We start from the raw sequence: 23673 nt of genomic DNA on the forward strand, positions 1-23673 counted from the left end.
GATGCGACGAGCGCCCCCAAAGCTCGCGAAGCGCATTGAAATACGTGAGCACTGTCAGATACGGATCGGCGGGATCTTCCCCTTCTTGCGTCGGGCTGGAAGTCAGTGCCTGCGCGCCTGCCAGCAGGGTCTGCATGCTCCGAAGAAAGAGGAGTTTAGGCCCGCGATCCTGACTCGCCACACCGACGTAGAGGCGGGCGGGCTCTCGTGTCGATGGCACAGTCCTGGCGAAGAAGCTGTCGGTACGGTGGATGCCGGGTGGCGGAAATACGGCCGTCTCCGAACGATCGAACAAGGCTGCGATCTGTTTCTCCGCCCTTCGGACGGTCGCGGTCGAAGCGACGATTTTGGACGAATGAGTCCATGAAGACCCGGCCGCGACGACAGCAGGTCGATCGCTGTTTCGTAGAGTGCGGCCACCGTTCCAAGCGGGCCAGAGATCAGGTGCAGTTCGTCCTGGATGACAAGATCCGGCGGATCGAGCCGATGCCCGTTTCCGAAGGGGCGACCTTCGCCTGGCTCATACGCGCCGAAGAACCCCTTGTCCGGATCATACCGGTCTACGTGTCCAAAGAATGCGCCGCTCTTGCCAATCCATGGAAGGGAGGCAAATTTGTCCACCGTGGCGATGAGAAATGCGGGAAGACGGCGGTAAATTGGCTCGTCCACCACGAGCACCGGCAGGTGTCGATCCCGCGTGAAGTCGCATTCGGCGTTCTCGCATTTGAGCACTAGATTCTGCGGAGCCGTCCTGTTGGGCGTGAAGTGGAAGCTCTCTGGCTTGAAGGGCTCACCACACCACGGACATGCCTTCAGTGGCACCGGGGATTTCGTCTTAGGTCTGCTCTGGTACCGCTTCAGCCAGGTCGTCGCGGCGTCCTTGTCGGAAGAATTTCGCGGCTGGATTGTTCGGTGAGGCTGCGCCGCCCACCCAGAGTCCAATCTCGATCGGCCATTCGCCAAGCGTGTTCCGGCCATTGTCATCATGGGTCCGCAGGAATTCGAGCGCGCAGACGAGACCAGCGGCGTGAGCAGGCGTAACGTGTAGCGCATGATGACGCTGATGCCCGCACCCAGCACGCCAGATCCGCGGAGCCGCCTCAGCACAATCGCATAGGCGGCAAGTCCAAGATACGCTCTTGCCGCCGCCGGTCGGAAAAAAAGCAGGTCGACGATCTCGCGCTCACCACTGTTTCGGTCGGTCACGCCAACGAGATTGAGGAGGACGAAGGCCAGCTGGAACGGCCGCCATGTTGGCGGGTCTACATCGCCCGGCAGCTTCTTCTGGATCACTGCCTCGCGCCGGCGGTTGGCCATCGCCATCGCCGTATTCATCAGGCCGAATGCTTCACGCGCCACCGTATCACGCTTAAGGAGATCTATCCCATCGCGAATCCTGCTGCCGGCGGTGTCAACATTTTCCAGAAGCGCCTGGCCCGTCTTTAGCCGTCTCGGCGCAAGCCCTGTCATCATTCCTTCCTGACCCCGCCGCCACTCGGCGTAAAGTTCAGGCAGTGAATCCAAGGCTGCACTGACCGCTTCGGCTCCGGAAACGGCAGCCCGAGCGAGCGCCTCCATGCCGAACTCGACGCCATCGCTCCTTGCCGGACGACACGCTCCACCTCCTGCTGCGGAAGGAAATCGGTCCAAACACGCGTCACGGGGAGCGGATCGTTCGTCGCGTCACGCCGTTCTTGCCAGCCTGCAGATGTGTTGCGACCAACGGCATATTCGCGGACATCGCGATAATGGAGATCGCCCAGCCTAAGTTCGAAATCATCGGACTGGTAGGTGGACAGGTCGCTGCGCGGATAAAATCCATCCGCACATTCGAGCTCGATCCGGGTCTGGAACGCGTAGGCCACGTCCTTGTACGGAGCCTTTGTGCTCCGTCGACGGTTTACCAAGAAGACGGTGATGACGCGCAGACGCTCTTCAGCCCCTTCCGGAGTCTTTTGACGGAGCACACGGTGTGAACGGCGACTTCGATGCCGCCGCCCGGCCTGTGAGGCGCAGCGCTTTCCGGCAGCGGGATCCCGGACTGGTTCCGAGTGACGTCGAGGACGATCGCGGCTTCGCCGGAACCCGAACCCAACGGAGGTTCTCGGGCTTTTCTGGCTTTGGCTTGCCCTTTCCCGACTCTTCGGGAATGAGGAGCGCATCGGGCAATGGGGGCTCCGTCTTATAGTTCCCCCATGTTGCGCGCAGCGTGACTTGACTCACCGTTTCCGGAAGAACCACCGTCAACCCTATCGACGACGGAAGAAACCTGTCCCGCGGTGGATGGTCAGTCGAATCCTTCTCATCGAGCTCCTCCTCGACAGCGGAGTCCAGCGTCTCACTGGCGAGAAGGTCATCGGCGGTTTCTTCGATGGTTTCCTCGCCGTCAGGTATCACAGGCGCAACACCGTCGTAGGCGGGAACGATAAAGCCCCCGACGTACCAGCGATGGCTTCTTGGTCAGGACTTCGCGTGCGAGATCCTGATCAAGGTCAGGATTCGGGCCGACTAGGTCGGATATATCGCGATTTGGACCAGCGAAGCCCCAGTGAGGATCGTGGCTGGCCGTTGATCGGAAACGAATCGGAGGCACCTTCAGGTAACGGACGATGAAGTTCACCATTTCCCTTTCTGATGCAGCTCGTCACACTATTACGCTTGCCACACTGGAAGCCTATGTTCTCGGAGATGGTCGTCCGCGCCGAACAAAGCTGGAAACGCTGGGGTATCTTTGGGGCTTCAGTCGCGAGGACTCGAAAGGAACGACCCATTTCCATGTCGATCTTATGAGTCTCAGCATTTCAGCCAAGCGATCACGGAACAGCGTGAAGCCCAACGATCAGGCTGTCCGCCTGAAGAGCGAACTGATGGTTCGAGGGCACCACACTTGACGCTCATCGGTGATTTCCACAGTCATCCCTATGAAAATCTTGCCGAGGTACGGGACATTAGTGGATTCGAGTTTTCGGATGCTGACGAAGCATCATTTCTAGACGACGACTTCCTGTGGGAGCGGGCTAACGACCAGCCAATCATGCTGGCAATGACAATCTGCAAGCTGGCGCGGGTCCATGAAAAGCATGCCGCTGAGACCATACGCTCGAACATTGCGCATTTCGACGTGGGTGAATTTCGGTTCTGGTTGAATGCTGCTGTTGGATTCCTAGACGCCTCCGGGTCCAGACGCTGCACTGGGAATCGTCCTTCAAACGTGGAACTCAGAATTGATTCTCGCTTCTACAATTACTCGAGAGACAGGCTCGTCGTTGCTACCGTGCATTGATTTCCTCGCCTTCTCCCATGGGAGCTTAAGTTTCGTGCGGAAAAACGATTATCAAGAACTCGCCGACGTAAGTCCGGAAATTGGCACGTACAGGCAGGCCTTACGGGTGGAATGATAATGACACCTAGAGCTCATCTTATGACTTGCGAGTCGGTTTCCGATGTAACTACGCGAAATATCAATCGTCACAGCTATGTCCCTGTGGTTCATGACGGTGGTTTCGGGGGACTATTCTTTGCAGAACGCTTCTTCGACGCGACACCGCCGAGTGGAAAAATTTCTGAGCGTGTTTCCGCTCCAGAAGAGACGTTGGTTGGAGCCGACGCAAGCATTCTAGACTTCATCCGAGACGCCGACCAAAGGCCGTGTCGGCTAGGGTCAGGACTTCGGTAACGGGGCCGTCCTCGTCAAGGCAAATTTGATGCAAGAAGGGATCGCCCATCCGGGTGTGCGGAGAGCGTGATTGCATTTTGGTTGTGCTATATCGCCTGCTTTCCTGCCGTATGAGGTTCTGCCCGGGTTCATGCTTCGGTCCGTGGTCGGCGCGGCGGCCGCCAACATGATGCTTGTCCAATATGGTTCCGATGCGCCCATCTCATTGGCGTGCTCGCCCGGCGGGGCGGCATCAGTCCAGACCGCGGCGTCATCGGGACCACGTCCCGGGTCGGGGACCTCGCAGGTCTGCGCTCAGGCAGACATCAACACGGAGATTAGCTCATGCATGGATCGGCTCTGGCGCTCCTTCCCAGCGGAAGTTTCTTCCGTCCAGCCACATCCGATGCAGGATCACACCGATCCGACGCGCCAAGGCCACCATGGCCCGCTTGGTGCCGCGCCGTTTCGCGACCCGCGAGGCCCATGTCCGCAACCACGACCCACGGCCCCGGTTCATCATGACGGTTGCGGCCTGGCATAAGGCGCGGCGTAAATGGGCGTCACCGGCTTCGGTGATACCGCCTGTCACGTCGCGCTCGCCGGACTGCTGCCGTGAAGGGGTGAGGCCGACCCACGGGCCGACTTTCTTCGACGACGAGAACCGAGCCGGATCATCCACGGCCGACTTGAAGGTCAATGCGACCACCGCGCGAACGGCCGGCTATGGTCATCAGCAAGCGGCAGGTCAGGTCGTCCTGTGCTAGGCTGCGCACATGCCGCTCCAGTCGCGCCAGTTCATGGCGGAGGGTGGCACGGGCGCGAAGCATCGGCTCGGTTGCCGCCACCAGCGTAGTGTTGCTGGCAACCAGTTCCTGAATGCGAGCATCAAACCGTCCTTTGGAGATTGCGCCGACTTTCAAGCCGAAGTTCCGCAATAACCCGCGCAAGGACATTTCCAGAGCGATCACGCCCTGCTGGATGGATTTGCGCGCCCCGAGTAGTGCGCGGATCTCCTGGGCAGACACCGACTTGCAATGGACTGGCCGGAACCAGCCCAAATGTAGCAGCCGGGCAATACCTTCAGCATCGCGCCGGTCTGTCTTGATCGGCATGGCTTTCAGAGCACCCTTCACTTGCCGGGTTTCCATCAGAACCACTTCCAGGCCGGCTTCGGTCAGCCCACGGTGCAGCCATTGCGACAACGGCCCGGCTTCCATCCCGATCATCGCAATTTCGCCCTGTTGCTCCAGCGCGAATTGCGTCAGCGCCGCGGGATCGCTGCCGACCTCAGCCTCCTTCACGATCTTGCCGTGCTCGCTGACAATGCAGACCGCAGTCTCGGCGAGTGAGACATCCAACCCAATGAACAGTTTCATCCCGTAATCCTCCTGTCAGAATCAGATACGGGAGCGTCGGCGGCAACCGGTCAGCATGCAATCGGTAACGGGCAGCGCACGACGCAGGCCCCGTTACAGCATCTCATTGATCCAGACGATGAACGCTGCAGCGAAGGCGATTGCTGACAAGAATGTGTGCGCGCATCGGTCGTATCGAGTGTGGATGCGTCGCCAGTCCTTGAGGCGGGCGAACATGTTCTCGATCCTGTGGCGCTGCCTGTAGAGCAGCGGATCATAGCTGTGCTGGACACGGTGCTTGGCATGAGGCGGGATGCAGGGTGTGATGCCCTTGCCGATGAACGCCTCGCGGAAGCCAGTGGAACTGTAGGCCCGATCGGCCAGCAGATGGCGGGCAGGTGGCAGTTCGTCGAGCACGGCAGCGGCGGTTCTGTGATCGTTGGCCTGGCCTTCGCTCAGGTGCAGCAGCAACGGACGTCCCTGGTCGTCGCAAACCACCTGCAGCTTGGTGGTCAGACCGCCTCTGGTCCGTCCGATACATCGGGGTAGAGCCCCTTTTTGAGCAGGCTGGCTGCCGTGCGATGCGCCTTGAGATGGGTGGCATCGATCATCAGCTTGTCTGTGCCGCCGCCCCGGGCCGAGAGTTCGGCCAGAATGCGGTTGAACACACCCAGCCGGCTCCAGCGAATGAACCGGTTGTAGATCGTCTTGTGCGGACCATAGCCGGCCGGCACATCCCGCCAGCGCAGCCCATTACGGATCACGAACAGAATCCCGCTCAGCACCCGTCGGTCATCGACCCGAGGTACCCCGTGCGAGCGTGGAAAGAATGGCTCGATCCGCCGCATCTGCGTCGGCGACAGCAGTAACAAATCACCCATGGTGGCCACCTCCAGCCACCTTGAATCATCATCGCTCCTTCAACTCAACAATTTAATGGGTCCTGACCCTAGTTGTTTCCTGACGCCAGATCGAAGGTCTCGTCAGCATTTCAGACATGCAGAAATTGCCAGTGCGAGCAGCGCTCTTTGCTCTCGTGACAGCATTCGAGATGTCCATGGCGGATGCGATAGGGAGACGCTTCGAAACGCCGGGCCGCTGGCTGGAGAAGCTTAGCGCCGAAAGAAGAAAGAAGAAAGAAGATTTCTCAAGTGATCGCCGATGCGAAGAGTGATGATGGATTTGTGGACGAGATCCTATTCACTCAGTTCTGCGACAAATCTGATATTGTTCGAAAAAGGAATAGAGCTCCCCCGGAGCGCGACATCGGCCGCCGACGTGTTCCGGCGAGCTGAGAAACTTAGAAATGCTGTGGGAGGAAAGGATCGGCTCGGGCGGATCAGCAAGCAAGGCGATCCCTACATCCGTCGCCTTCTTGTCGTTCCGCCATCGGCGTCTTTCACCGAAGCCTCGCCTGAAGATAGGTGGGAGGCGCGCCGACGCCTGCTTCAGATCGCGGCCGGCGCGACGATGATCGTCATGGGCTCTCGCCCCCCCTGGGGTGATCGTACAAGTCCCGATTGTCAGAAGAATCTGTTGACGTGGACGCCTAGGCGCCAAGCTCGCGCCCGCCTGTCGACAGTGTGGTCCTTGGCGTGTTGGATAAAGCCGCAAAGCGGTCGCAAGACGAAAATGACGGTGGCCGCATCCCATGCACCTGCATCATGCCATTCAAGGCCGAGGCTCTGGTCGAGGTCACCTCATTGAGGATGACGGCGGCCTGAATTGCCTGGATCAAGCAGCCAACCGTGGTACGCGACACCTCATTTATTGAATTGAGGGTGGCGCCGGTGTTCCGGCATTGAAGTCCTCATATCAATTGTGCGACAGGCTGCCTCATCGAACCGCTGGCGGAGGCAAGCGTGGGCTGCAGTACCAGATCACAGGCATGCCGCCAGCGAGGCCCTCCCATGTGCTTAATGGCCATGCCGCCAAGATCGAATTCGCTACCGGCATGAAACCTTGGTGTGGTGGAGGTGTTGAGAGGCACCTGCGCCAGGCTGGCGAACGGTTAGTAGCGGGCAAAACCCGTAGCTCAGCTCATAGCCCGCCTAAACAAAGGCGGGCATCGTACAAGGCCGCAGTCCTTCGGACTTAGGTCCAAAAGGGCGGCCCAGGTGATTTCGCAAGCCGGGCGGGGTTTGCGCCGTTCGCATCAAGAGCTGTCCGCCCGGCCAATTCTGTCCCTCACATAAGCTGGCGGTCAGCCGCAAACGGTATACCAGCTGTCGAATCGGCCATTGTTTGGAACCGCACACAGAGCGCCGTAACAAACCTTCTCACCCTTGAAGTAGGCCAGGAACTGCAGCAAATGCGATATTTCGCGCTGTTCATCTTCGTCCCGGATAAGCTCCGGACCGCCCTGCGACTTCAGTGCCAGCTCGATCAACTCGATCGCCCGATCTTTGTTGCCGCTCTCGTGATAGTAGAGGGCTGCCAAACGATAGGGCAGGAGCTTACGTTTGTCGCTTTCCGGGGGATTCAGTGCCAGGATGTGTTCGGACAGCTGTTTTCCCATCGCCAAGCGCTCAGCAGACGGAAAGTGCGAATGGTCATAGTTCGGAAAGAAGAGCTCGTCTAACGCCGCAACCATCCAATTCTCGGAGTTTCTGTTGATCGCGTCGCGAACGAATTGGCGCATGACGGGCAAGCCGACCTGCATGTCCTTCATTTTGTGAAGCAACAGATTCACATGAGAACGGCGGAAACCGAGGTTGTCCGGCATCAAGGCGATGCATTCTTCGATCGCCGAGAGCGCCGTCCTCCAATTCTTTTTCTCCACCGCCGCCCGATATCTGTCATTGATCGGCTTCTTCAGCGCTTGTTCGCGCGCTATGGGTTCGCCTTCCGCGATCCGCTCCGCATCGGCGGATTTTGCTTTATCGCTGGTGCGCCAGCTGCCGTTAAGCACCTTCGGCAAGACCTCATCGAGTTCCGTCGGTGCACCAATAAAGGCGATGCAGCCGTCTCGGTCGACCACGAAACTGGTGGGAATCCAGAAAGAAAAGCTGGGCTCCATCCAAAGCTTGTCCATTTCGCCTGTCGAGTCGAATGCGATCCGATAGTTCAGATTCGGGAACTTTTCCGTCAACCAAGCGTCCAACGTGCTTCGGGCCTCATCGGCCGTTGGAGCGCGTTCACTAGCCGCGACTCCTACGATCTCAACGCCGCTTTCCCTGTATTTCTCCTGCAGCTGCATCAGATGGGGCATCCCGTCCACACACGAACCGCACCAAGTTGCCCAAAATTCGACGATGTACACTTTGCCAGGCTCGAAGCTGGTGAGGGGCTCGCCACGCAGCCAGGTTTCCGCTTGAATCGAAGGAGCCGGGGACTCGATCTGCAACACCACGTTGTTCTCCAAAGCCGTTGTCAAAGGTTGTGGGATTTTCTGCACGAGCTTATTTCCCTCTCAGAGACGGCACACGGTTCAGGGGAGAGAACATCCTCGTCTGCTCCATTGCATACCGTCCTGCTGCAAGCGTTGCAAGGTCCATGCCAGCGGGCTCAGCGCGCAAGTGCATGAATATGCTTTGAAAAACCTCCGTAGTGCCCGGATGGCGGTTGGATTGAACCTGACAAATTTCTGCCTTTGTCAGGTTTTGAACGCGCATTGCCCGTGTTTCGCGCCGCCAGAAAAGCGTGGCCCATCCGCACGATCCTGAAGCCCAAACCGTCGAACCCGTGCGACACCGCCGCAATCATGTCGCGCCATGCATCGATGCCAAGCGCCTCGGCGTTGAGCTCGCAGCACGCCAGAGACATCATCGACGAGACGTTCAAGCTCGACCCGGGAACGGGAAAACGGCCCGAGGTTTGGCCTTGGTCGGGACGGCCGAACGGCAATATCGCCGAGAGGGAAAGACGCAGAAGAAGATCATCACACCGGCGAGCCGAAAGTGTCGGCAAGCCATCGCAGAAGGCAGCAAACATGCAGGCCCAGACGTATCGCTGGGCGATCTGAGGGAGTGGCATACGTTGCGCGCCTGGTGCAGAAATTGCTCGCATCATGCCGAAGTAAGGTCGGCCGCGCTAATCCGCCGGTATGGCAAAGGCGCGCTATTCAGCACGGTCGAGGGCACTTGGTTGCCCGGGAATTGAACCGGCTCATCACTGGTCAGTGACAATGCCAGCGAGTTCATCTCGAACGCCATCCTCTCCTGCGCGGATCAGAACCGGTCGAATGGCATTCCATGCGCATGGCAAGCATCGCTATCGCCTGTGGCGCGCCGACTGCAACACCGCGCGGCCGCACTCCCAAATCGCCTGGCAGACACCGGCCGAGTTCGCCACCACCTTCAACCCGCGACGGTCGCTCGCGCTGCGCTATGCGAAAGGTTCCGCGCCAGCGCCCGTCGCTTCACCCGCCCAGCAGCGCACAACCCACGCCGGAAACGAACCCAAAACTGGAGAAACTCGGGGCGACGTCATTTAGATTCCACCCATGCAGAGGTACTTCATTCCGAGGTAGTCTTCGAGCCCGTGGCGGGAACCCTCCCGCCCGATGCCGGACTGCTTCAAGCCGCCAAAGGGCGCCGCTTCCGAAGACATACGCCCCGTATTGATGCCAATCATGCCATATTCCAATGCCTCGGCCACGCGCCAGACACGCCTCAGGTTCGAGGCATGGAAATAGGCGGCGAGCCCGTAATCGTGTCGTTTGCCTCACAGATAACCTGATCCGCATCGTGGAAGCGGATGATCGGCGCCAACGGCCCGAAAGTCTCCTCTTGCGCAACCGCCATGATGCTGGAGATCTCGGTGAAGACTGTGGGTTTGAAAAAGGTGCCATCCTTGCCGATATGTTCGGCCGCGCATCGAATTATCCCACCTTTGGCAACGGCATCTGCGATGTGGGACTCGATCTTGGCCAAAGCATGCATGTCGATGAGTGGTCCGACGTCCACTCCCGGAGCGAAGCCGTCGCCAACCGATAAGTGCCGGACTTTCTCCACGAACTTCTCGACGAACTCATCGTGAACGCTCGATTGGACGTAAAGCCGGTTCGATGAAACGCGCAAGTCTGGCCGGCATTGCGGAACTTCGCCTGGATCGCGCCGTCAACCGCAGCGTCAATATCCGCGTCATCGAAGACGATGAAGGGCGCATTGCCGCCGAGCTCGAGGCTGACCTTCTTGATCTGGTCCGAGCGCTGGCGCATGAGCAGTCGGCCAACCGCGGTGGAGCCTGTAAAGCTGATCTTTCGGACCTTGGCATTGGAGCAGAGTTCGCGGCCCCACGCGACCACCTTCGGTCGCATAGACCAGGTTGACGACGACGTCAGGAAAAGCCGGCTTGCTGCGCGAAGCCGTGCCACGCCACGATCAGATCGAGCGCGGCTTCGTTGCGTGCGGGTTCTGTGGTCAGTGGAGGGCGGAGGAAAAAGCGCTCGGCGTGCTCGCCCTCGCGATACCGCTGGTTCGCGCCGGCAAGCGCCCATGTCGCGTCGGCAGCGCCCTGGGCGCTGCCGTATTGTTCTATGAGGCGGTTCGCGATTGCCTCGCGCATCGTCTCGCCGATGGATGCCGCGTGTTCGCTGCGCAGGCGGAAAGCTTCGAGGAAGCGCTGGCGCATCGAGGAGACGTCGATCCGGAATTCTCCCATTCCATCATCGACAACCGCTTGAGCGACTGATGGGTGGTCGGGAGCTGCGTTCTGAATGATTTCCAGCAAGCGCAAGCGCGTGCGCTGTATTCGTCGCCCGCTCAGGAACAGGCGGCCATCCCGGGTCGGGCCGAGAAGCACAGCGCTCGCCGCCGAGAGGTAAGCGTTGGGATACAGGTATTTGGCGATGGCGTGCTTGAGTATCATGGCCTCGATATCCTCCCCGGCATCGAGATAGATGCCGCGCATTAACTGGACGAGCTTGCCCGTTTCAGCCTGATAGTGGCTGCGGGTTTTATCGATGTTTTCCCAACGAGGTGAAGGGCCATTTCTAAAGTTCCCGTATCTGAGATACGGGAAAGCTAGCATAATCATCATATTCAAGAGTTTCTAACTTTCCCGTATTTGGTATACGCAAAAGTTAGAATACTTTCTCGGAACGACGGCATTCTTCGGGGCGGGAATCGAATCACGGGAGAGAACCTGGTCTGCGAGGGCGCGCAGGCAGTCTCAAGGCGTTCATTCTGCCACACCATAATCGGATCAGCCACACGTAGTTCGGCGAGTCCTTCAGCTATTGTAGAGCGTGGGATTATTCGCTGTCACGGGCCAACGCCCGGCCGAAAGCAGCTTCTTCGCCGCCGCCCTGCCTGGTCGAGGATCACCTGCTCGATGAGGGCCGGGCGGCGCTGGATGTAGTCCATGCCGAGTTTGTCGAGCTGCAACCCGACAAGCGTGGCGGAAATCGACCTGTAGGAACCCAGATTGTCGATAGCATAGGCGCCGATCAGATACTTCTTGCTCGCTTCGAGTTCGGCCGCTGTTGGGCCTGTGTCCACCAGCTCGTTGATTAGTTGTGTTATCAGGTCGAGCGTCTCGGCCGCCCTGTCGGCGCGCGTCGACGTCGTCACGACAAGCATGTTGGAATGCTGGTAGCCTTCCAAGCTGGACGAGACACCGTAGGCAAGGCCGCGCTTTTCGCGCACTTCCTGGAACAGACGTGAGGTAAATCGTGAGCCTCCGACTATATCGTTCATCAGCTGTCCCGCGTAGAATTCCGGGTCGTTGCGTCCAATGGCGGGAAAGGCCAGCTGGAGCGAAGTCTGGTGGAGGGCGTATGCGACCTGCGTCCGCTCGGCGCTTCGGGGTGACATCAGGTACGGGGGCGAGCGCCTGTTTCTGAGGCAAATCGCCGAACAGCTGGTCGAGCCTTGCTCTCAGGGCCTTGGCATCTATGTCGCCTACGACCGCCACATGCAGCCCGTCGCGGGCGAAAGCGGCTTTGTGGAAGGCGCTTAGATCGGAGGGCGTTACGCTGGTCAGGCTCCCTTGGGCGGTCTCGAATACGCCGTAGATTCCGCGCCGCCAGGCCAGCTCGGCGATCGCGTGAGGTTCGCGCTCATTGGCAATGATTTCGGAGAGAAGCTGGGCGCGTATGCGGTCGAAAAGTGCTGGTATAGCCGGCTGCGAGTCCCGCCGCCGAGGATGTCGGCCAGCAGTCGAGCGCCTCGGCCTCGCACCAGGGACCGCCCATCGAATGACTCATGCGAGGCGTCTCAAGGCTGTCCGCGATCCAGCGCCAGATCTCCGCCTCGCCCGAGGCGCGCAGAGCTGGCCGGTTGTGCAGGAGCCGTAGGCAATATTCGCCTACCTTGTTCGGACGTGTAACGCTTGCGTCTCCCGTCGCATTCTACCTCGCTTTCCGAACGTAGCCGTGATGCGAACTCTTGCTGCATATAAAGTCGAATCAGGGGGATTGGGTCATACGATACGGAGTCTTGACTTTGGCATTCGCTCTGCGACATTACCTATATAAAGGTCGAAAGATGGTGATATGGATCATGCATAGGTCACGGAGACCCGAATGACGGCAGCGCATAAACGCACCTATTCGCGCTACGCGATGGAAGCGCTTGGCCTTTTCGGTAAGACCATCCGGCTGGGCCGGATGCAGCACCGGTTAACCGCACAGGAGTTAGCCGAGAGAATCGGTGTTTCACGCAGCACCCTGCAGCGCATCGAGAAGGGCGATCCCAAAGTCGAAATCGGACTGATGTTCGAAGCTGCTGCCATTGTCGGTGTGAAGCTGTTCGATGCCGACGGCAAGGGCATCACAGCCCTCACAGGCCGCATGGACGATCGCATCGCGCTGCTGCCGAAGCACGTCTACAAGGCCAGCAAGCAGATCGTCGATGAGTTCTAAGGTCCCCAAGTACGACGAAGCCTATGTCTGGGTCTGGCTGCCGGGCGAGACCGCGCCGGTTGTCGCCGGGCGGCTATATGCCCATGACGGACTCGTCAGCTTCAACTATGGCAGGAGCTTTCGTGAACTGGGCAGCGCGATCCCGCTTTATCTCCCGGAACTGCCCCTGAAGGCAGGCGAATTGCCTTTGCTTCCTGGCCTAACTATGCCGGGATGCATCCGCGATGCTGCCCCCGATGCCTGGGGACGACGGGTTATCCTAAACCGCAAATTCGGTGTGAAGGGCGATGAAATCGCGCGGCTCGATATTTCAGAACTGACGTTCCTGCTGGAATCAGGCTCGGACCGCATCGGCGCGCTCGATTTTCAGTTTTCGCCCACGAATTACGAGCCGCGCGCACTGGCCAATGCCACTCTCGAAGAGCTTGTCCAATCGGCGGAGCGGGTAGAGAAAGGTATTCCGCTCACCCCCGAATTAGACCAGGCGCTGCATCACGGCAGCTCGATCGGCGGCGCAAGGCCAAAGGCGCTGATCGAGGACGACGCCATCAAGCATGTCGCGAAATTTTCCTCGTCTGCCGACCTTTACAGCGTCGTCAAAGGAGAATTCATAGCCATGCGGCTTGCCGCCTTGTGCGGCATCAGAGCGGCATCCGTCTCGCTCGTTCGCGCCGCAGGCAAGGACGTGTTGCTCGTCGAGCGATTCGACCGGATCAAGGTCACGGGCGGCTGGCAACGCAAATCCATGGTCTCAGCGCTGACGATGCTCGCGCTCGATGAGATGATGGCGCGTTACGCCAGCTACCAGGATTTGGCGGAGATCATTCGCCACCGATTCACCGCGCCGTCGGAAACTCTGCGCGAGTTGTTCAGCCGCATTGTCTTCAACATACTTTGCGGCAACACCGACGATCATGCCCGCAACCATGCGGCATTCTGGGACGGGGCTAAGCTCACCCTCGCGCCTGCTTACGATATTTGTCCGCAGGCCCGCAGTGGCCAGGAGGCCAGCCAGGCCATGCTCATCAGCGGCAATAACCGCATGAGCCGGATCGCGTCCTGCCTTGAAGCCGCGCATCACTTCCTGCTCAGCGCGCCGGAAGCTCTTGCGATTGTTGAAGGCCAGCTCCGATGCATTGCGGAGAATTGGCCGCGTGTCAGCGAGGAAGCTACGCTATCCGGCACAGATCGCAATCTGTTCTGGGGCCGACAGTTCCTCAATCCCTACGCTTTTACGGCGCTGGAAGGAAGCGCCGACGTTCTCCGCGCTCTGGCTGACGAACTACGCAACAGTGTTCACGCCTGATCCGGCGCTGGATTTCGGACAAGCTCGGCAAGCGCAAGACGCCCACAATATGGACAACCCTTGCCGTGCCAGGACGAAGACATGAACAAACGGCTCTTCAACAGTGACAACGTGCACTGCGGAAAGATGTGGAGTTGACACCGCAAAACCGCGCGACTTCCCGCGATACAACTCCCCATAACTGAGCGTCTACAAGCGGTGCAGCCAGCCAAACATCCCGCCATCAAAGCGATGATCGTCTGATCTTTTGCCGATGACATCACGTCGGGGAAGACTTGTTCGAGCGCTTGCCGCTTCATATCGATACCGGCCTGGGCGTAGCGCATCGTTAGTTCAGCCCGAGTGGCCTGGCCATTGACTGATGGTGGCGATGTCAACACCCGCCTTGACGAGGTGGATGGCCGTCGTGTGCCGCAAAGAGTGATGGATGCTTTTTTCCGCCAGGGTGGTTCCTTCGCCCGCAGCCATATCAACATGTTTGCGCAGCAAGTATCGAACACCGAACCGGGTCAGCAGTGTGGGGGGGGGCGTTGCTTTGCTCGGCGGGACAGGGCGATACCAGACGAAGGTCACAAAATCGAGATTCAGGATTCCTGAACTCGTGCATCCGTATTGAACATCAGCGAGAACAGCGCGTAATCCCGCTGTCCAGAAGGCGTGCGGCGGTCGATACGCGCCAGGACGCTCTTGATTTCCGGGCTCATCGAGATATTCGACAGGTGCCACCCGCGCGCCCTCTTGAAGGGAAGTGTCACCACCAGTTGCAGCGTTCCATATATTCGGGGTGCTCCGAAATCAGGAACCGCGCAAAGGTATGCATCGCCGCCAGCCTTGCATTGCGGGTCGCAACTGCCACGCTCGACCTCAAGTGACGTGAGAAAGCTGCCGATCCTGTCGGTATTGATGTCGGAGACCGCTTCTTTCAAGAATATCTTCCCGCTCTCCGCGGCATGAGCCCGTGGCATGCTTCGGCCCAATGCGATGGATTGATGTTTCTTCATGCCACAACCTCGCTGACGAGACCGCCGAAAGCCCCTTCAAAGCGGTCGGTGGCGATCTCTCTCAGCTTTGGAAGGTAGTGCATCGATTTTTCGTGGAATGAGGACGCTGTTTAAGGGGTGATTTTCGTCCAAACGGGACCCCTTAACGATGGGGTCATCAAGATGCCTCCGGTTTGATCGGAGACATTTGTGTTTTGGATGTTGGTTTTGGAGACGATTGCAAAGATACGTCGGCTGTCGCTGGTCCAGGGGAAGTCGATCAAAGCGATCTGCCGTGAGCTGAAGATCTCGCGCAAGGTGGTGCGCAAGGTCCTGCGTTCTGAGGAGACGGAGTTCCGCTACGAGCGCAAGCACCAGCCCTATTCCCGCATGGGAGCTTGGCGTGAGACGCTGGACCGGCTGCTGTCGGCGAATGCGGCCAAGCCGGAGCGGGAGCGGCTGACGCTGATCCGGATCTTCGAGGAGCTTCGCGGCCTCGGCTATGACGGCAGCTACAGTTCGGGGTGGCGGCATGCGCAGAGCTCGGCGGCGGATCGCGGCAGCGCCGTGGCCGAGGCCTACATTCCGTTGAGTTTTGCACCTGGCGAGGCCTACCAGTTCGACTGGAGTCACGAGATCGTCCTGCTCGACGGCGTGACGGTGACAGTGAAGGTCGCGCACATGCGGCTCTCACAGCCGCATGTTCTTCGTGAGGGCCTATCCGCGCGAGACGCAGGAGATGGTGTTCGACGCGCATGACCGGGCATTCGCCTTCTTCCGTGGCGCCTGCACGCGCGGCATCTACGACAACATGAAGACGGCGGTGGACGCGATCTTCATCGGCAGGGACCGCCGCTACAGCCGCCGCTTTGCGCAGATGTGCGGGCATTACCTTGTCGAGCCGGAGGCCTGCACACCGGCGGCCGGCTGGGAGAAGGGGCAAGTCGAGAACCAGGTCGGGCTGGTGCGCGAGCGCTTCTTCACACCGAGGCTGCGCTTCAAGACGTTGGAGGATCTCAACGGCTGGCTGGACGACAAATGCGTTGCCTAATGCCAAGGCGCGTCGGCATCCCGAACAGGGTGAGCGCACGATCTGGGACGTATTCGAAGAAGAACGCGCGAGCTTCATTCCCTATGCCGGTCGCTTCGACGGCTACCATTGCATTCCCGCGTCGGTGTCGAAGACCTGCACGGTGCGCTTCGACAACAACAAATACTCGGTGCTGTCGAGCGCCGTCGGTCGGCCGGTCGAGATCCATGCTTATGCCGACCGCATCGTCATCCGCCAGGATCGCGCGGTCGTCGGCGAGCACGCACGCTCTTTCGGCCGCAACGAGGTCGTCTACGATCCCTGGCACTACGTGCCGGTGCTGGCCCGCAAACCGGACGGCCTGCGCAACGGCGCGCCTTTCCGGGAATGGGTTCTGCCATCAGCCATGGAGAAGGTGCGCCGCAAGCTAGGGGCGGCCGATGACGGCGACCGGCAGATGGTGTCGATCCTCACCTGCGTCCTGACCGACGGATTGAGCGCGGTCGAGAGCGCCTGCCAGGAAGCGCTCGAGCATGGCGTCTGTTCGGCGGCGGTGATCCTCAACATCCTGGCCCGCAGCCGCGATCCGGCGCCGGGCACGATCCTTTCCATTCCCCAGGCCCTGACGCTGGCTCACGAGCCGGTCGCCGACTGCGCCCGCTATGACAGTCTCAGGAGGACAAACGGAAACGCACCGAGGTTCTGGAACTGATGGGGGCGCTGAAGCTCTACGGGATGCGCAGCGCCTATGACGAGATCATGGGCGTCGCCATCAAGCGACGGCACGAGCCGCCCAGGATCGTCGGTGATCTCTTGCAAGCCGAGATATCGGAGAAGCAGGCCCGCTCCATCAAATACCACTCGCCGTCGCCAAGTTGCCGCTGGCCAAGGACATCGACGACTTCGACTTCGCCGACACGCCGGTCACCGAACCCCTGATGCGCGATCTCGCCCGGCGGCGCCTTCGTCGCCGATCAGCGCAACATCGTCCTGGTCGGCCGCCTTCACGGGTCACCCAACTCGCGCGGAAGGTCGACCGCATTGCGACGGGCGCGTGTCGACTTCCCAACCATGTCAGACAGGAGACACAACGCTATCGGAGCGATCGCATTGTCCGAAACGATTTTCCCAGTTGGCACGACGGTTGCGGTCCTATGCGCAAAAGCAAACTAGACCTGAGAGCCGCACCCCATGAATGTAGCCTCCGAACCTCTCCCGCTTGTGGCGCACCACGAAGCCGGGCACGCGGTGGCCGCCATCGTTTTGAAGCGTCAGATGTTCGACGACGACCGTGAATTCCCTGCTTTCTCAAGTGTTAGTATTTACCCCGACCCCGGTGACGGAGATTACCTTGGTGTTGTCATGAGCAAGGCTTTTTATTCAGCGCAAGGATTCACCTCGAAGCGAAAGCCGATTTTCGAGGACGATATGGATCGATATTTGGAACGCGATCGTGCGATCCGGCAGATAGTTGCGTATCTGGCAGGTCCTTTTGCAGAATCCGCATTCGAAGGCTATCTGGACCCGTTCGATATGGCGATGAATGCGTCCGACGCGAATGAGGGAAGCAGCGACTACGCGGAGGCCAAGCGAATCTATGGTGAGTTGCGGTTCCTGATGCCGCGCCGCCCCGGTTGGAAGCGGATCGAAGATCGCACGGCCCGGCTAGTACTCGATCACTGGTCGGCCATCGAAGCATTGGCCGCGCATTTGCTGGTCAAGCATGATCTCCAATTCGATGAGGCTCTGACGATTGTTGCGCCGCATCTTCCGCCCAAGCCAGTAGCTACGCCGCCAGAGGGTCCATTTCCGCCGCCTGCTTGATCAGCCATTCGATGTGATTTGACCACATCTGCAACACCTCGCGCTTCTCCTTGACGTAGGTATAGAGATTGTAGATTTCGCCTATGTGTGTCAGGGACGCCGCCTTGTAATTCAGTATGTGCTCGATGACGTGTGGCAATACCTGCCGCCTGCCGAGATTTGTCGCGAGCGTCCTGCGCAGATCGTGAAGGGTCCAGTTCTCCAAAGCCACCCCGTCAATATTGACCTTGCCGTCTAGAGCCTTCTTGCCCTTCGCGTAGCCTGAGAAGTGGCTTCTTTCGTTGCCCCTCGCAGGGAAAACAAACGTGTCATTGGTCTTCGGTACCGACTGGGGGACCGACACCGCCAGTGTGGACAGCGGAATAAGCGTAGGCTCTTCGTTCTTCGTGCGGTCACTCGATAGTTCCCATGTTCCGGCTTCAAGGTTGAGTTCAGACCAACGCATCGCGGCAACTTCCGTACGCCTCTGTCCGGTCAGCATGAGCAGCTTGACGATGGAGCCGAACGAATAGCCGATATCGCCCGGTTCGGGCTCACGCCCGTCCATATAGCCGCCAGTTCGGCATCGTTCACCACTCGCTTGCGCTTGACGATCGGGGCCGGATACCGGATTTTCCAATCCCTCGCGGGGAAACCGCGATGAGCCGTTGCGGCGGTTTGCGACACCAGTTGAAAAATGCCCGCATATACCAGAAGGCCGTGTTAGCCGCTTGCGGGTGACCCCCGGCGACGATCTTCTTGGTGATGTTAGCAATGTCGGTGTCGGTCACATGGTGGATAGAGCGACTCCCGAGGGCAGGCACAAGATACCGGTTCAGGTTGGCCTCGACCAGTTCCCAGGAATCCCATTCTGCCTTGCCGGTCTTTGCAAAGCCCGCTCCCTTGCATTCGCGCCGATCGGCCGACCCCGTTCGAGAAAGGGCGTGATCTGGTCGGCGGCATGCAGAATCCGGGTGGCGCGGCTGGTCCGGTCGGACGCGGTCTGATCGGGGAAGCCAGCCGGAATGCCGGCGGCTCGTGCGGGAAGGGCGTTCATGAGACGGTCCTGTCGGGCGAGCGGTTTGGGGCACGATCGCCATAGTTGATCAGGCTTCCCGAGTGGGGCATTCTCGTAAATGTCGCTTGCGGACATATGTTTGCTCCTTGTCCAGAAACAGAAAAGGCCCGATGGGACGGCCGGGCCCAGCGCGGTGTTTTGAGGGTCGTTACTCGGCGGCCTGGAGGTGATCGCCGTCGCCGTCCTCGGTATCGTCAGCGCTGATCTGCGCCTGATCGGCAAGGAAGGCTGGCAGTTCCGATGGAGCTATGCTGGAATTTGGGTGACGAGGCTGATCAAGCGGCGCTCTGCGGCTTCGTTTCGATGACCTCGATTCCGTCCAGGAACCTGGCACCTGCGATGAGTTTCGGCAACTGATTTTGTCCTTTCAATCGTCGCCACGTCCTGGCCGCGGCCATGACCAGCTTGAAGACCATCAGCTGGGCGATTTTCCAGGATAGCGAGCCCTTGGTACGTACCGTGCGGTGGCGAACGGTCGCAAAGACGCTTTCGATGGGATTGGACGTTCGCAGATGATCCCAGTGTTCGGCGGGGGAATCGTAGAACGCCAGCGACGCATTCTGATCTTTCGTCAGGCAGTCGACCGCCTTAGCATACGCCTCGGATTCCATCTCGATCGCCTGCGCAAGCATTTGCGCGCGCCGCTGCGAAGTACATCCGTCAGGGTATCACCGATTTCGTCGGGCTGACGAAGGCGAACAATGTTGATAGTCTCGTTCATGGCGTATCGCTCTCCTTGAGAGGTACTGGCAGGCTTCATCACCCGCCTCGATACGCCGCTCTCCTCAAACCGTCATCACCCAGTTTCCGCCATAGCTCCCCCCTGATTGGTCCGCTTCACCTGTGCAACTGCACAGGCTGCCATAGCGGGGAGATTGGCCTCCAATGGCGAAAACTTGCCGCAGGAGACCCTCCGATGACCGTGCCTATGGCGCCGCCGCTACGACAACTTGCCGACAAGCAGCGTGCGATCCACTGCCGCGCTACTGCGCCTTCAAGGGACGTCTGGATCGCGACGCAGGAGCCGATGACCGTTACGGAATCAATTCCCTTGGCGTGCCCAGGTCGCGCTGGCCGTCGCTGTGCCCGTTCGACGGTCTGGTGGCAATTTGGGCACATCTTGTGTCGTCGCCAGTGCCGATGCCGCACGCTTCAACAAAAAGGTGCCTTCGACGTCTGCTGCCTTCGCCGGTGCTTTGCGAAGTGGCATAATGTTTCGACGCACGCGGGCGCGGGCAGGGGGTGTCAGTCATGAATCTCCTGACTGGCGCGGATCAGGCCGATTGGCGGGATGAAAGATCATACGACTACACCGCTGGCCTGACGCTGCGGGAGTGGGCTTGGGAGTTCTTACGCCGCAACCCGGCGTTCCAGCGCGATCTGACCGCTGCGCGCCAGCATTGCAAGACTTGGTCTCTCCAGCCCTTTCTCGATATGGTCGCGTCGGCCGGCGACCTGTCACGCTGGGGTGTTCTGTTTCGCGGAGTCTTGTGGCCGCGCTTCGGTCGTATTCTGGTGTCCGCTCTGGTGCGTCCATGTGCTGCCGGTCATTGCGGAATGGTTGCCTGCCTCGTCGCCGACACCGCCGTTCGAACTCTCGGCATTGCCCTGTCGTGCAACCGTCCTTCTGGCGCCCGACAAGAGCCAGCATGTTCTTCTTCGCAATGCGGACCACGCGCTGCAGCTCGCCGTCTCGGGCGCGAATATCCTCCACCCTGTTTGCCTGCATACGCAAGCCATCTGGCCCGCGGTGCTTTTAAAGCATCGACTGAGGGGACTGGAGTGCCTCAATGCTCTCAGTCTAGGGCAACAATTGCCCCCCCGCTTGTTTGCGCCGGAAAAGCGCGGCGTCCGTTTGTCCTTCGTTCTTCGTGCGCTCGACGGTTCGCTCGCCGGAGCACCACATCGCGAGCTCGCCGGGGTTCTCATCGGTCAACGGCGCGTCCATGCCGACTGGGCGGATCCTCGCGATCATCTGCGCGACCGCATCCGTCGGGCCGTCTCGCGTGGCCGCGCGCTCATGAATGGTGGTTACAGAGATTTCCTAATTTGAAAAGCGACAGTCCGCGCTTGTGCGTCGGTGGATGAACGTTCGCTCGCAGCTGTACCCGTCACCAACAGTTCGCCGGCCGACAGGAGGACTGCATGGCGCCTTGCAAGGTGCGCTCTAGTGTCTAGCTTGTCGATGCCGAAATGAGAATCGGCGAGGGTGCCAAGGCGGTGGTTCATTAGGGTCGGCCTCGACCTGGACCCACATCAGTGGTCGGAAAGCAGCGTGCACCGCAATGTCGCCATAGCAGCCAAGATCCTTTGAGTCCGGGCATGCAGACCTGTTGGACCGGCGATCGTTGAAGGTGCAACTGTATGGAGGGATTTAAAGCTTAACACTGTCCCCTGGACCGACAGCTCGGTCAGACATCGCACCCACCGCTTGATTATGGAAATGGTGTGCCTGGAGTCCAGCGGGTAGCGCTTGCTGCGCACTGTCCTACGAGTAGCAATCATGACCCGTCTGGGATCTGCAACACGACGATTCAACGGCTTGGGCATTGTCGAATATCCCACAATGTAGAGTGCGGACAGGGCAGAAGCTGATCCATCGGCTGTTTATCGATGCTTTTTGCCTTGGCACGGCACATGCAACGCAATCGGCAAAAGGCGCACGTACTGAGTGGCCCATCGGCCCTAGGAGCGCTGACTTATGCCCTCCCAAGGCATGTCCGGCCCGGCAGCGAGCTCAGTCTCCTGCCGGGCATCCGTGTTTCAGGTCAACGGCGTTTGAACTTCAAATTAGGTGGCGGCATTGACCGCAGGCCGCCCCCCGGTGGGCGGAGAGACAGTGCAGCAGGTTTCAAATCCCGCCCATGCAAAGATATTTCATTTCCAGATAGTCCTCGAGGCCATGGCGGGAACCCTCCCGCCCGATGCCGGATTGTTTGATACCGCCAAACGGTGCCGCCTCCGAGGACATGCGTCCCGTGTTGATGCCAACCATGCCATATTCCAGAGCCTCTGCCACACGCCAGACCCGCTTCAGGTTTGAGGCATAGAAGTATGCGGCGAGGCCGTAGATCGTGTCATTGGCCTCGCGCACGACCTGGTCCGCATCGTTGAAGCGAATGATCGGCGCCAGCGGCCCGAATGTCTCCTCTTGCGCGACTGCCATGACGCTGGAAATCTCGGTGAGGACCGTGGGTTCGAAAAACGTGCCATTCTTGCCGATACGTTGGCCCCCACATCGTATTGTGCCGCCTTTCGCAATGGCATCTGCGATGTGAGACTCGATCTTGGCCAGAGCATGCCTGTCGATGAGCGGTCCGATGTCTACTCCGGCACCGAATCCGTCGCCAACCGACAAGTGCCGGACTTTCTCCACGAACTTCTCGACGAACTCATCGTGAACGCTCGATTGGACGTAAATACGGTTCGCCGAAACGCAGGTCTGGCCGGCATTGCGAAACTTCGCCTGGATCGCACCGTCAACAGCAGCGTCGATGTCGGCATCATCGAAGATGATGAAAGGTGCGTTGCCGCCGAGCTCAAGGCTAACCTTCTTGATCTGGTCAGAGCACTGACGCATCAGCAGCCGCCCGACCTCGGTCGAACCGGTGAAGCTGATCTTGCGGATCTTGGAATTGGTGCAGAGTTCACGGCCGACGCGATCACCTTCGGACGCATAGATCAGGTTGACTACGCCATCGGGAAAGCCGGCCTGATGGGCAAGGGCGAACATTGCGCCAGCCACGAGCGGCGTCTGTTCAGCGGGCTTGAGCACGATCGTGCAGCCCGCAGCCAAGGCCGGCGAGATCTTGCGCGCCACCATGGAGGCCGGGAAATTCCATGGCGTGATCGTGCCAACAACGCCGATGGGCTGCTTGATCACTAGCATTCGGCGGTCTGTCGAGGGTGCCGAGATCGTCTCGCCATAGACGCGATTGGCCTCCTCGGCATACCATTGCAGATACGCCGCCGCATGCGATACCTCTGACATGGCTTCGGCAAGCGGCTTGCCCATTTCCGCAGTCAGAATCGCGGCGAGATCGCCTGCATGGTCGATGATCAGCTGATGCCATCGCCAAAGAACGTCGCTGCGCTCTCGGGCAGTCAACGCGGCCCATCCCGACTGCGCAACATAGGCCTTGTCTACCGCAGCACGTGTCTCCTCCACGCCCATATCGGGAAGCTCTGCCAAAACTTCGCCGGTCGACGGATTGACGACCTCGAACGTCTTATTGCCAACCGGTCTGCCAAGTGCCGGCAGGCGGTCGATGGCTCCAAACAGGTGCGGGGATTTCAGACGGCGGATCATCGGCAGGCACAGGGGCAATACCGGATTCCTCCTCAACGCAGCGAACATCCAGGTCGACAGGCCGTCGGTGTGTATTCTGCACCAGCGGGTTCGTCCTAGGGCCTCGGCAAAGCAGTTGGTAGACCAAACATACGACAACAGTTCCGTTAGTTTGAGTGCCCGCGGTTCATCAGTTGATGGATTGAGCAGCCGGATGTTTGCTTCATCCACCCGCTGCCTGCTGGTGGCGTGCGAGTGTATTCTGCAAAAGGCGGCATACATGCTGAGGAGCGCCATTTCGGCGAGAGGCCGCCGGACCGCCAATGCCGCGCAAGGTCGGCGAAAACGACTCCGCGCGTCTGCATGAT

The 23673-nt window shown here is 59.6% G+C and carries 19 protein-coding genes and 8 pseudogenes; 12 read left to right on the forward strand and 15 right to left on the reverse strand.

The annotated features are described in order from the left end of the window. Positions 1-102: 102 nt before the first annotated feature. A complete protein-coding gene (locus E5W87_RS00495; protein WP_292392997.1) occupies positions 103-1473 on the reverse strand; it encodes a hypothetical protein in 1371 nt (456 codons plus the stop codon). After that, positions 1470-1865 carry a hypothetical protein gene (locus E5W87_RS00500; RefSeq protein ID WP_292392999.1) on the reverse strand — a complete coding sequence of 132 codons (396 nt, stop codon included), beginning with the start codon at positions 1863-1865 and terminating at the stop codon, positions 1470-1472. The genes E5W87_RS00495 and E5W87_RS00500 overlap by 4 nt, the downstream gene beginning before the upstream one ends. Positions 1866-2609: 744 nt before the next feature. On the opposite strand from E5W87_RS00500, the gene E5W87_RS00505 reads away from it, so the two are divergent. Then, complete coding sequence (locus E5W87_RS00505; protein WP_292393001.1) at positions 2610-2891, forward strand: hypothetical protein; 282 nt, start codon at positions 2610-2612, stop codon at positions 2889-2891. After that, on the forward strand, positions 2888-3283 hold the full coding sequence (locus E5W87_RS00510) for a hypothetical protein (protein ID WP_292393003.1): 396 nt from the start codon (positions 2888-2890) through the stop codon (positions 3281-3283). The genes E5W87_RS00505 and E5W87_RS00510 overlap by 4 nt, the downstream gene beginning before the upstream one ends. A 715-nt stretch (positions 3284-3998) precedes the next feature. Here the strand turns inward: E5W87_RS00510 and E5W87_RS00515 are convergent. Then, positions 3999-5034 (reverse strand): annotated as a pseudogene (locus E5W87_RS00515) (IS110 family transposase). Positions 5035-5127: 93 nt separating this feature from the next. Further along, positions 5128-5894, reverse strand: a protein-coding gene (locus E5W87_RS00520; protein ID WP_292393052.1) for an IS5 family transposase whose coding sequence is annotated in 2 segments (ribosomal slippage) — positions 5128-5561 and positions 5561-5894 — 768 coding nt in all. Because the reading frame shifts where the segments join, the coding sequence is not laid out codon by codon here. Positions 5895-6010: 116 nt separating this feature from the next. On the opposite strand from E5W87_RS00520, the gene E5W87_RS00525 reads away from it, so the two are divergent. Both E5W87_RS00525 and E5W87_RS00530 read left to right on the forward strand, forming a co-directional pair. Continuing rightward, entirely contained in the window at positions 6011-6187 is a 177-nt protein-coding gene (locus tag E5W87_RS00525; RefSeq protein ID WP_292393005.1) for a hypothetical protein, read from the forward strand. A 125-nt stretch (positions 6188-6312) separates the two neighbouring features. Further along, positions 6313-6396, forward strand: a pseudogene (locus tag E5W87_RS00530) (transposase); the annotation flags it as partial. Positions 6397-7216: 820 nt separating this feature from the next. Here E5W87_RS00530 and E5W87_RS00535 read toward each other — a convergent pair. Both E5W87_RS00535 and E5W87_RS00540 read right to left on the reverse strand, forming a co-directional pair. Then, a complete protein-coding gene (locus E5W87_RS00535; RefSeq protein ID WP_292393007.1) occupies positions 7217-8410 on the reverse strand; it encodes a TlpA disulfide reductase family protein in 1194 nt (397 codons plus the stop codon). A gap of 110 nt (positions 8411-8520) precedes the next feature. Continuing rightward, positions 8521-8946 (reverse strand): hypothetical protein, encoded by a 426-nt coding sequence (locus E5W87_RS00540; RefSeq protein ID WP_292393009.1) that lies wholly within the window; start codon positions 8944-8946, stop codon positions 8521-8523. A gap of 180 nt (positions 8947-9126) precedes the next feature. Here E5W87_RS00540 and E5W87_RS00545 point away from each other — a divergent pair. Continuing rightward, a pseudogene (locus tag E5W87_RS00545) lies at positions 9127-9448 on the forward strand (hypothetical protein); the annotation flags it as partial. Here E5W87_RS00545 and E5W87_RS00550 read toward each other — a convergent pair. The 4 genes and pseudogenes from E5W87_RS00550 to E5W87_RS35995 form a co-directional block, all read right to left on the reverse strand. Next, a pseudogene (locus E5W87_RS00550) lies at positions 9445-10301 on the reverse strand (aldehyde dehydrogenase family protein); the annotation flags it as partial. The pseudogenes E5W87_RS00545 and E5W87_RS00550 sit on opposite strands and share 4 nt — an antisense overlap. After that, complete coding sequence (locus tag E5W87_RS00555) at positions 10294-11001, reverse strand: hypothetical protein (RefSeq protein ID WP_292393011.1); 708 nt, start codon at positions 10999-11001, stop codon at positions 10294-10296. The pseudogene E5W87_RS00550 and the gene E5W87_RS00555, both read right to left, overlap by 8 nt. Before the next feature lie 218 nt (positions 11002-11219). Continuing rightward, a complete protein-coding gene (locus tag E5W87_RS35990) occupies positions 11220-11771 on the reverse strand; it encodes a M16 family metallopeptidase (RefSeq protein ID WP_367118781.1) in 552 nt (183 codons plus the stop codon). Positions 11772-11820: 49 nt separating this feature from the next. Next, positions 11821-12156: pseudogene (locus tag E5W87_RS35995) on the reverse strand (hypothetical protein); the annotation flags it as partial. A 325-nt stretch (positions 12157-12481) separates the two neighbouring features. Here E5W87_RS35995 and E5W87_RS00565 point away from each other — a divergent pair. Both E5W87_RS00565 and E5W87_RS00570 read left to right on the forward strand, forming a co-directional pair. Next, positions 12482-12820 carry a helix-turn-helix transcriptional regulator gene (locus tag E5W87_RS00565; protein ID WP_292393013.1) on the forward strand — a complete coding sequence of 113 codons (339 nt, stop codon included), beginning with the start codon at positions 12482-12484 and terminating at the stop codon, positions 12818-12820. After that, on the forward strand, positions 12810-14126 hold the full coding sequence (locus E5W87_RS00570) for a type II toxin-antitoxin system HipA family toxin (RefSeq protein ID WP_292223190.1): 1317 nt from the start codon (positions 12810-12812) through the stop codon (positions 14124-14126). The genes E5W87_RS00565 and E5W87_RS00570 overlap by 11 nt, the downstream gene beginning before the upstream one ends. 333 nt (positions 14127-14459) lie before the next feature. Here the strand turns inward: E5W87_RS00570 and E5W87_RS00575 are convergent, their stop codons facing one another. Both E5W87_RS00575 and E5W87_RS00580 read right to left on the reverse strand, forming a co-directional pair. Beyond that, entirely contained in the window at positions 14460-14615 is a 156-nt protein-coding gene (locus E5W87_RS00575) for a tyrosine-type recombinase/integrase (RefSeq protein ID WP_292223187.1), read from the reverse strand. A gap of 95 nt (positions 14616-14710) precedes the next feature. Continuing rightward, positions 14711-15052, reverse strand: a complete 342-nt coding sequence (locus E5W87_RS00580; RefSeq protein ID WP_292223184.1) for a hypothetical protein — start codon at positions 15050-15052, stop codon at positions 14711-14713. A gap of 273 nt (positions 15053-15325) precedes the next feature. Between E5W87_RS00580 and istA the strand changes: the two are divergent. From istA to E5W87_RS00595, 3 genes and pseudogenes are all read left to right on the forward strand, one after another. Beyond that, positions 15326-16888: pseudogene (gene istA, locus E5W87_RS00585) on the forward strand (IS21 family transposase). Beyond that, a pseudogene (locus tag E5W87_RS00590) lies at positions 16848-17135 on the forward strand (ATP-binding protein); the annotation flags it as partial. The pseudogenes istA and E5W87_RS00590, both read left to right, overlap by 41 nt. Positions 17136-17327: 192 nt before the next feature. Beyond that, positions 17328-17960, forward strand: a complete 633-nt coding sequence (locus E5W87_RS00595) for a hypothetical protein (protein WP_292223182.1) — start codon at positions 17328-17330, stop codon at positions 17958-17960. Here E5W87_RS00595 and E5W87_RS00600 read toward each other — a convergent pair. Both E5W87_RS00600 and E5W87_RS00605 read right to left on the reverse strand, forming a co-directional pair. Further along, the gene (locus tag E5W87_RS00600) at positions 17923-18579 is read right to left on the reverse strand and encodes a site-specific integrase (RefSeq protein ID WP_292393016.1); all 657 of its coding nucleotides are present in this window, start codon (positions 18577-18579) and stop codon (positions 17923-17925) included. The genes E5W87_RS00595 and E5W87_RS00600 overlap by 38 nt on opposite strands. 713 nt (positions 18580-19292) lie before the next feature. Further along, positions 19293-19649 carry a transposase gene (locus E5W87_RS00605; protein ID WP_292393018.1) on the reverse strand — a complete coding sequence of 119 codons (357 nt, stop codon included), beginning with the start codon at positions 19647-19649 and terminating at the stop codon, positions 19293-19295. A 619-nt stretch (positions 19650-20268) separates the two neighbouring features. Between E5W87_RS00605 and E5W87_RS36000 the strand changes: the two are divergent. Beyond that, a pseudogene (locus tag E5W87_RS36000) lies at positions 20269-20439 on the forward strand (DUF6499 domain-containing protein); the annotation flags it as partial. Positions 20440-20554: 115 nt separating this feature from the next. Beyond that, on the forward strand, positions 20555-21070 hold the full coding sequence (locus tag E5W87_RS00610; protein ID WP_292393019.1) for a DUF2285 domain-containing protein: 516 nt from the start codon (positions 20555-20557) through the stop codon (positions 21068-21070). Positions 21071-21868: 798 nt separating this feature from the next. Here E5W87_RS00610 and E5W87_RS00615 read toward each other — a convergent pair. Further along, a complete protein-coding gene (locus E5W87_RS00615; RefSeq protein ID WP_292393054.1) occupies positions 21869-23344 on the reverse strand; it encodes an NAD-dependent succinate-semialdehyde dehydrogenase in 1476 nt (491 codons plus the stop codon). Positions 23345-23673: the final 329 nt, after the last annotated feature.

The sequence above is a fragment of the Mesorhizobium sp. genome, from assembly GCF_004962925.1.
Taxonomy (GTDB): domain Bacteria; phylum Pseudomonadota; class Alphaproteobacteria; order Rhizobiales; family Rhizobiaceae; genus Mesorhizobium.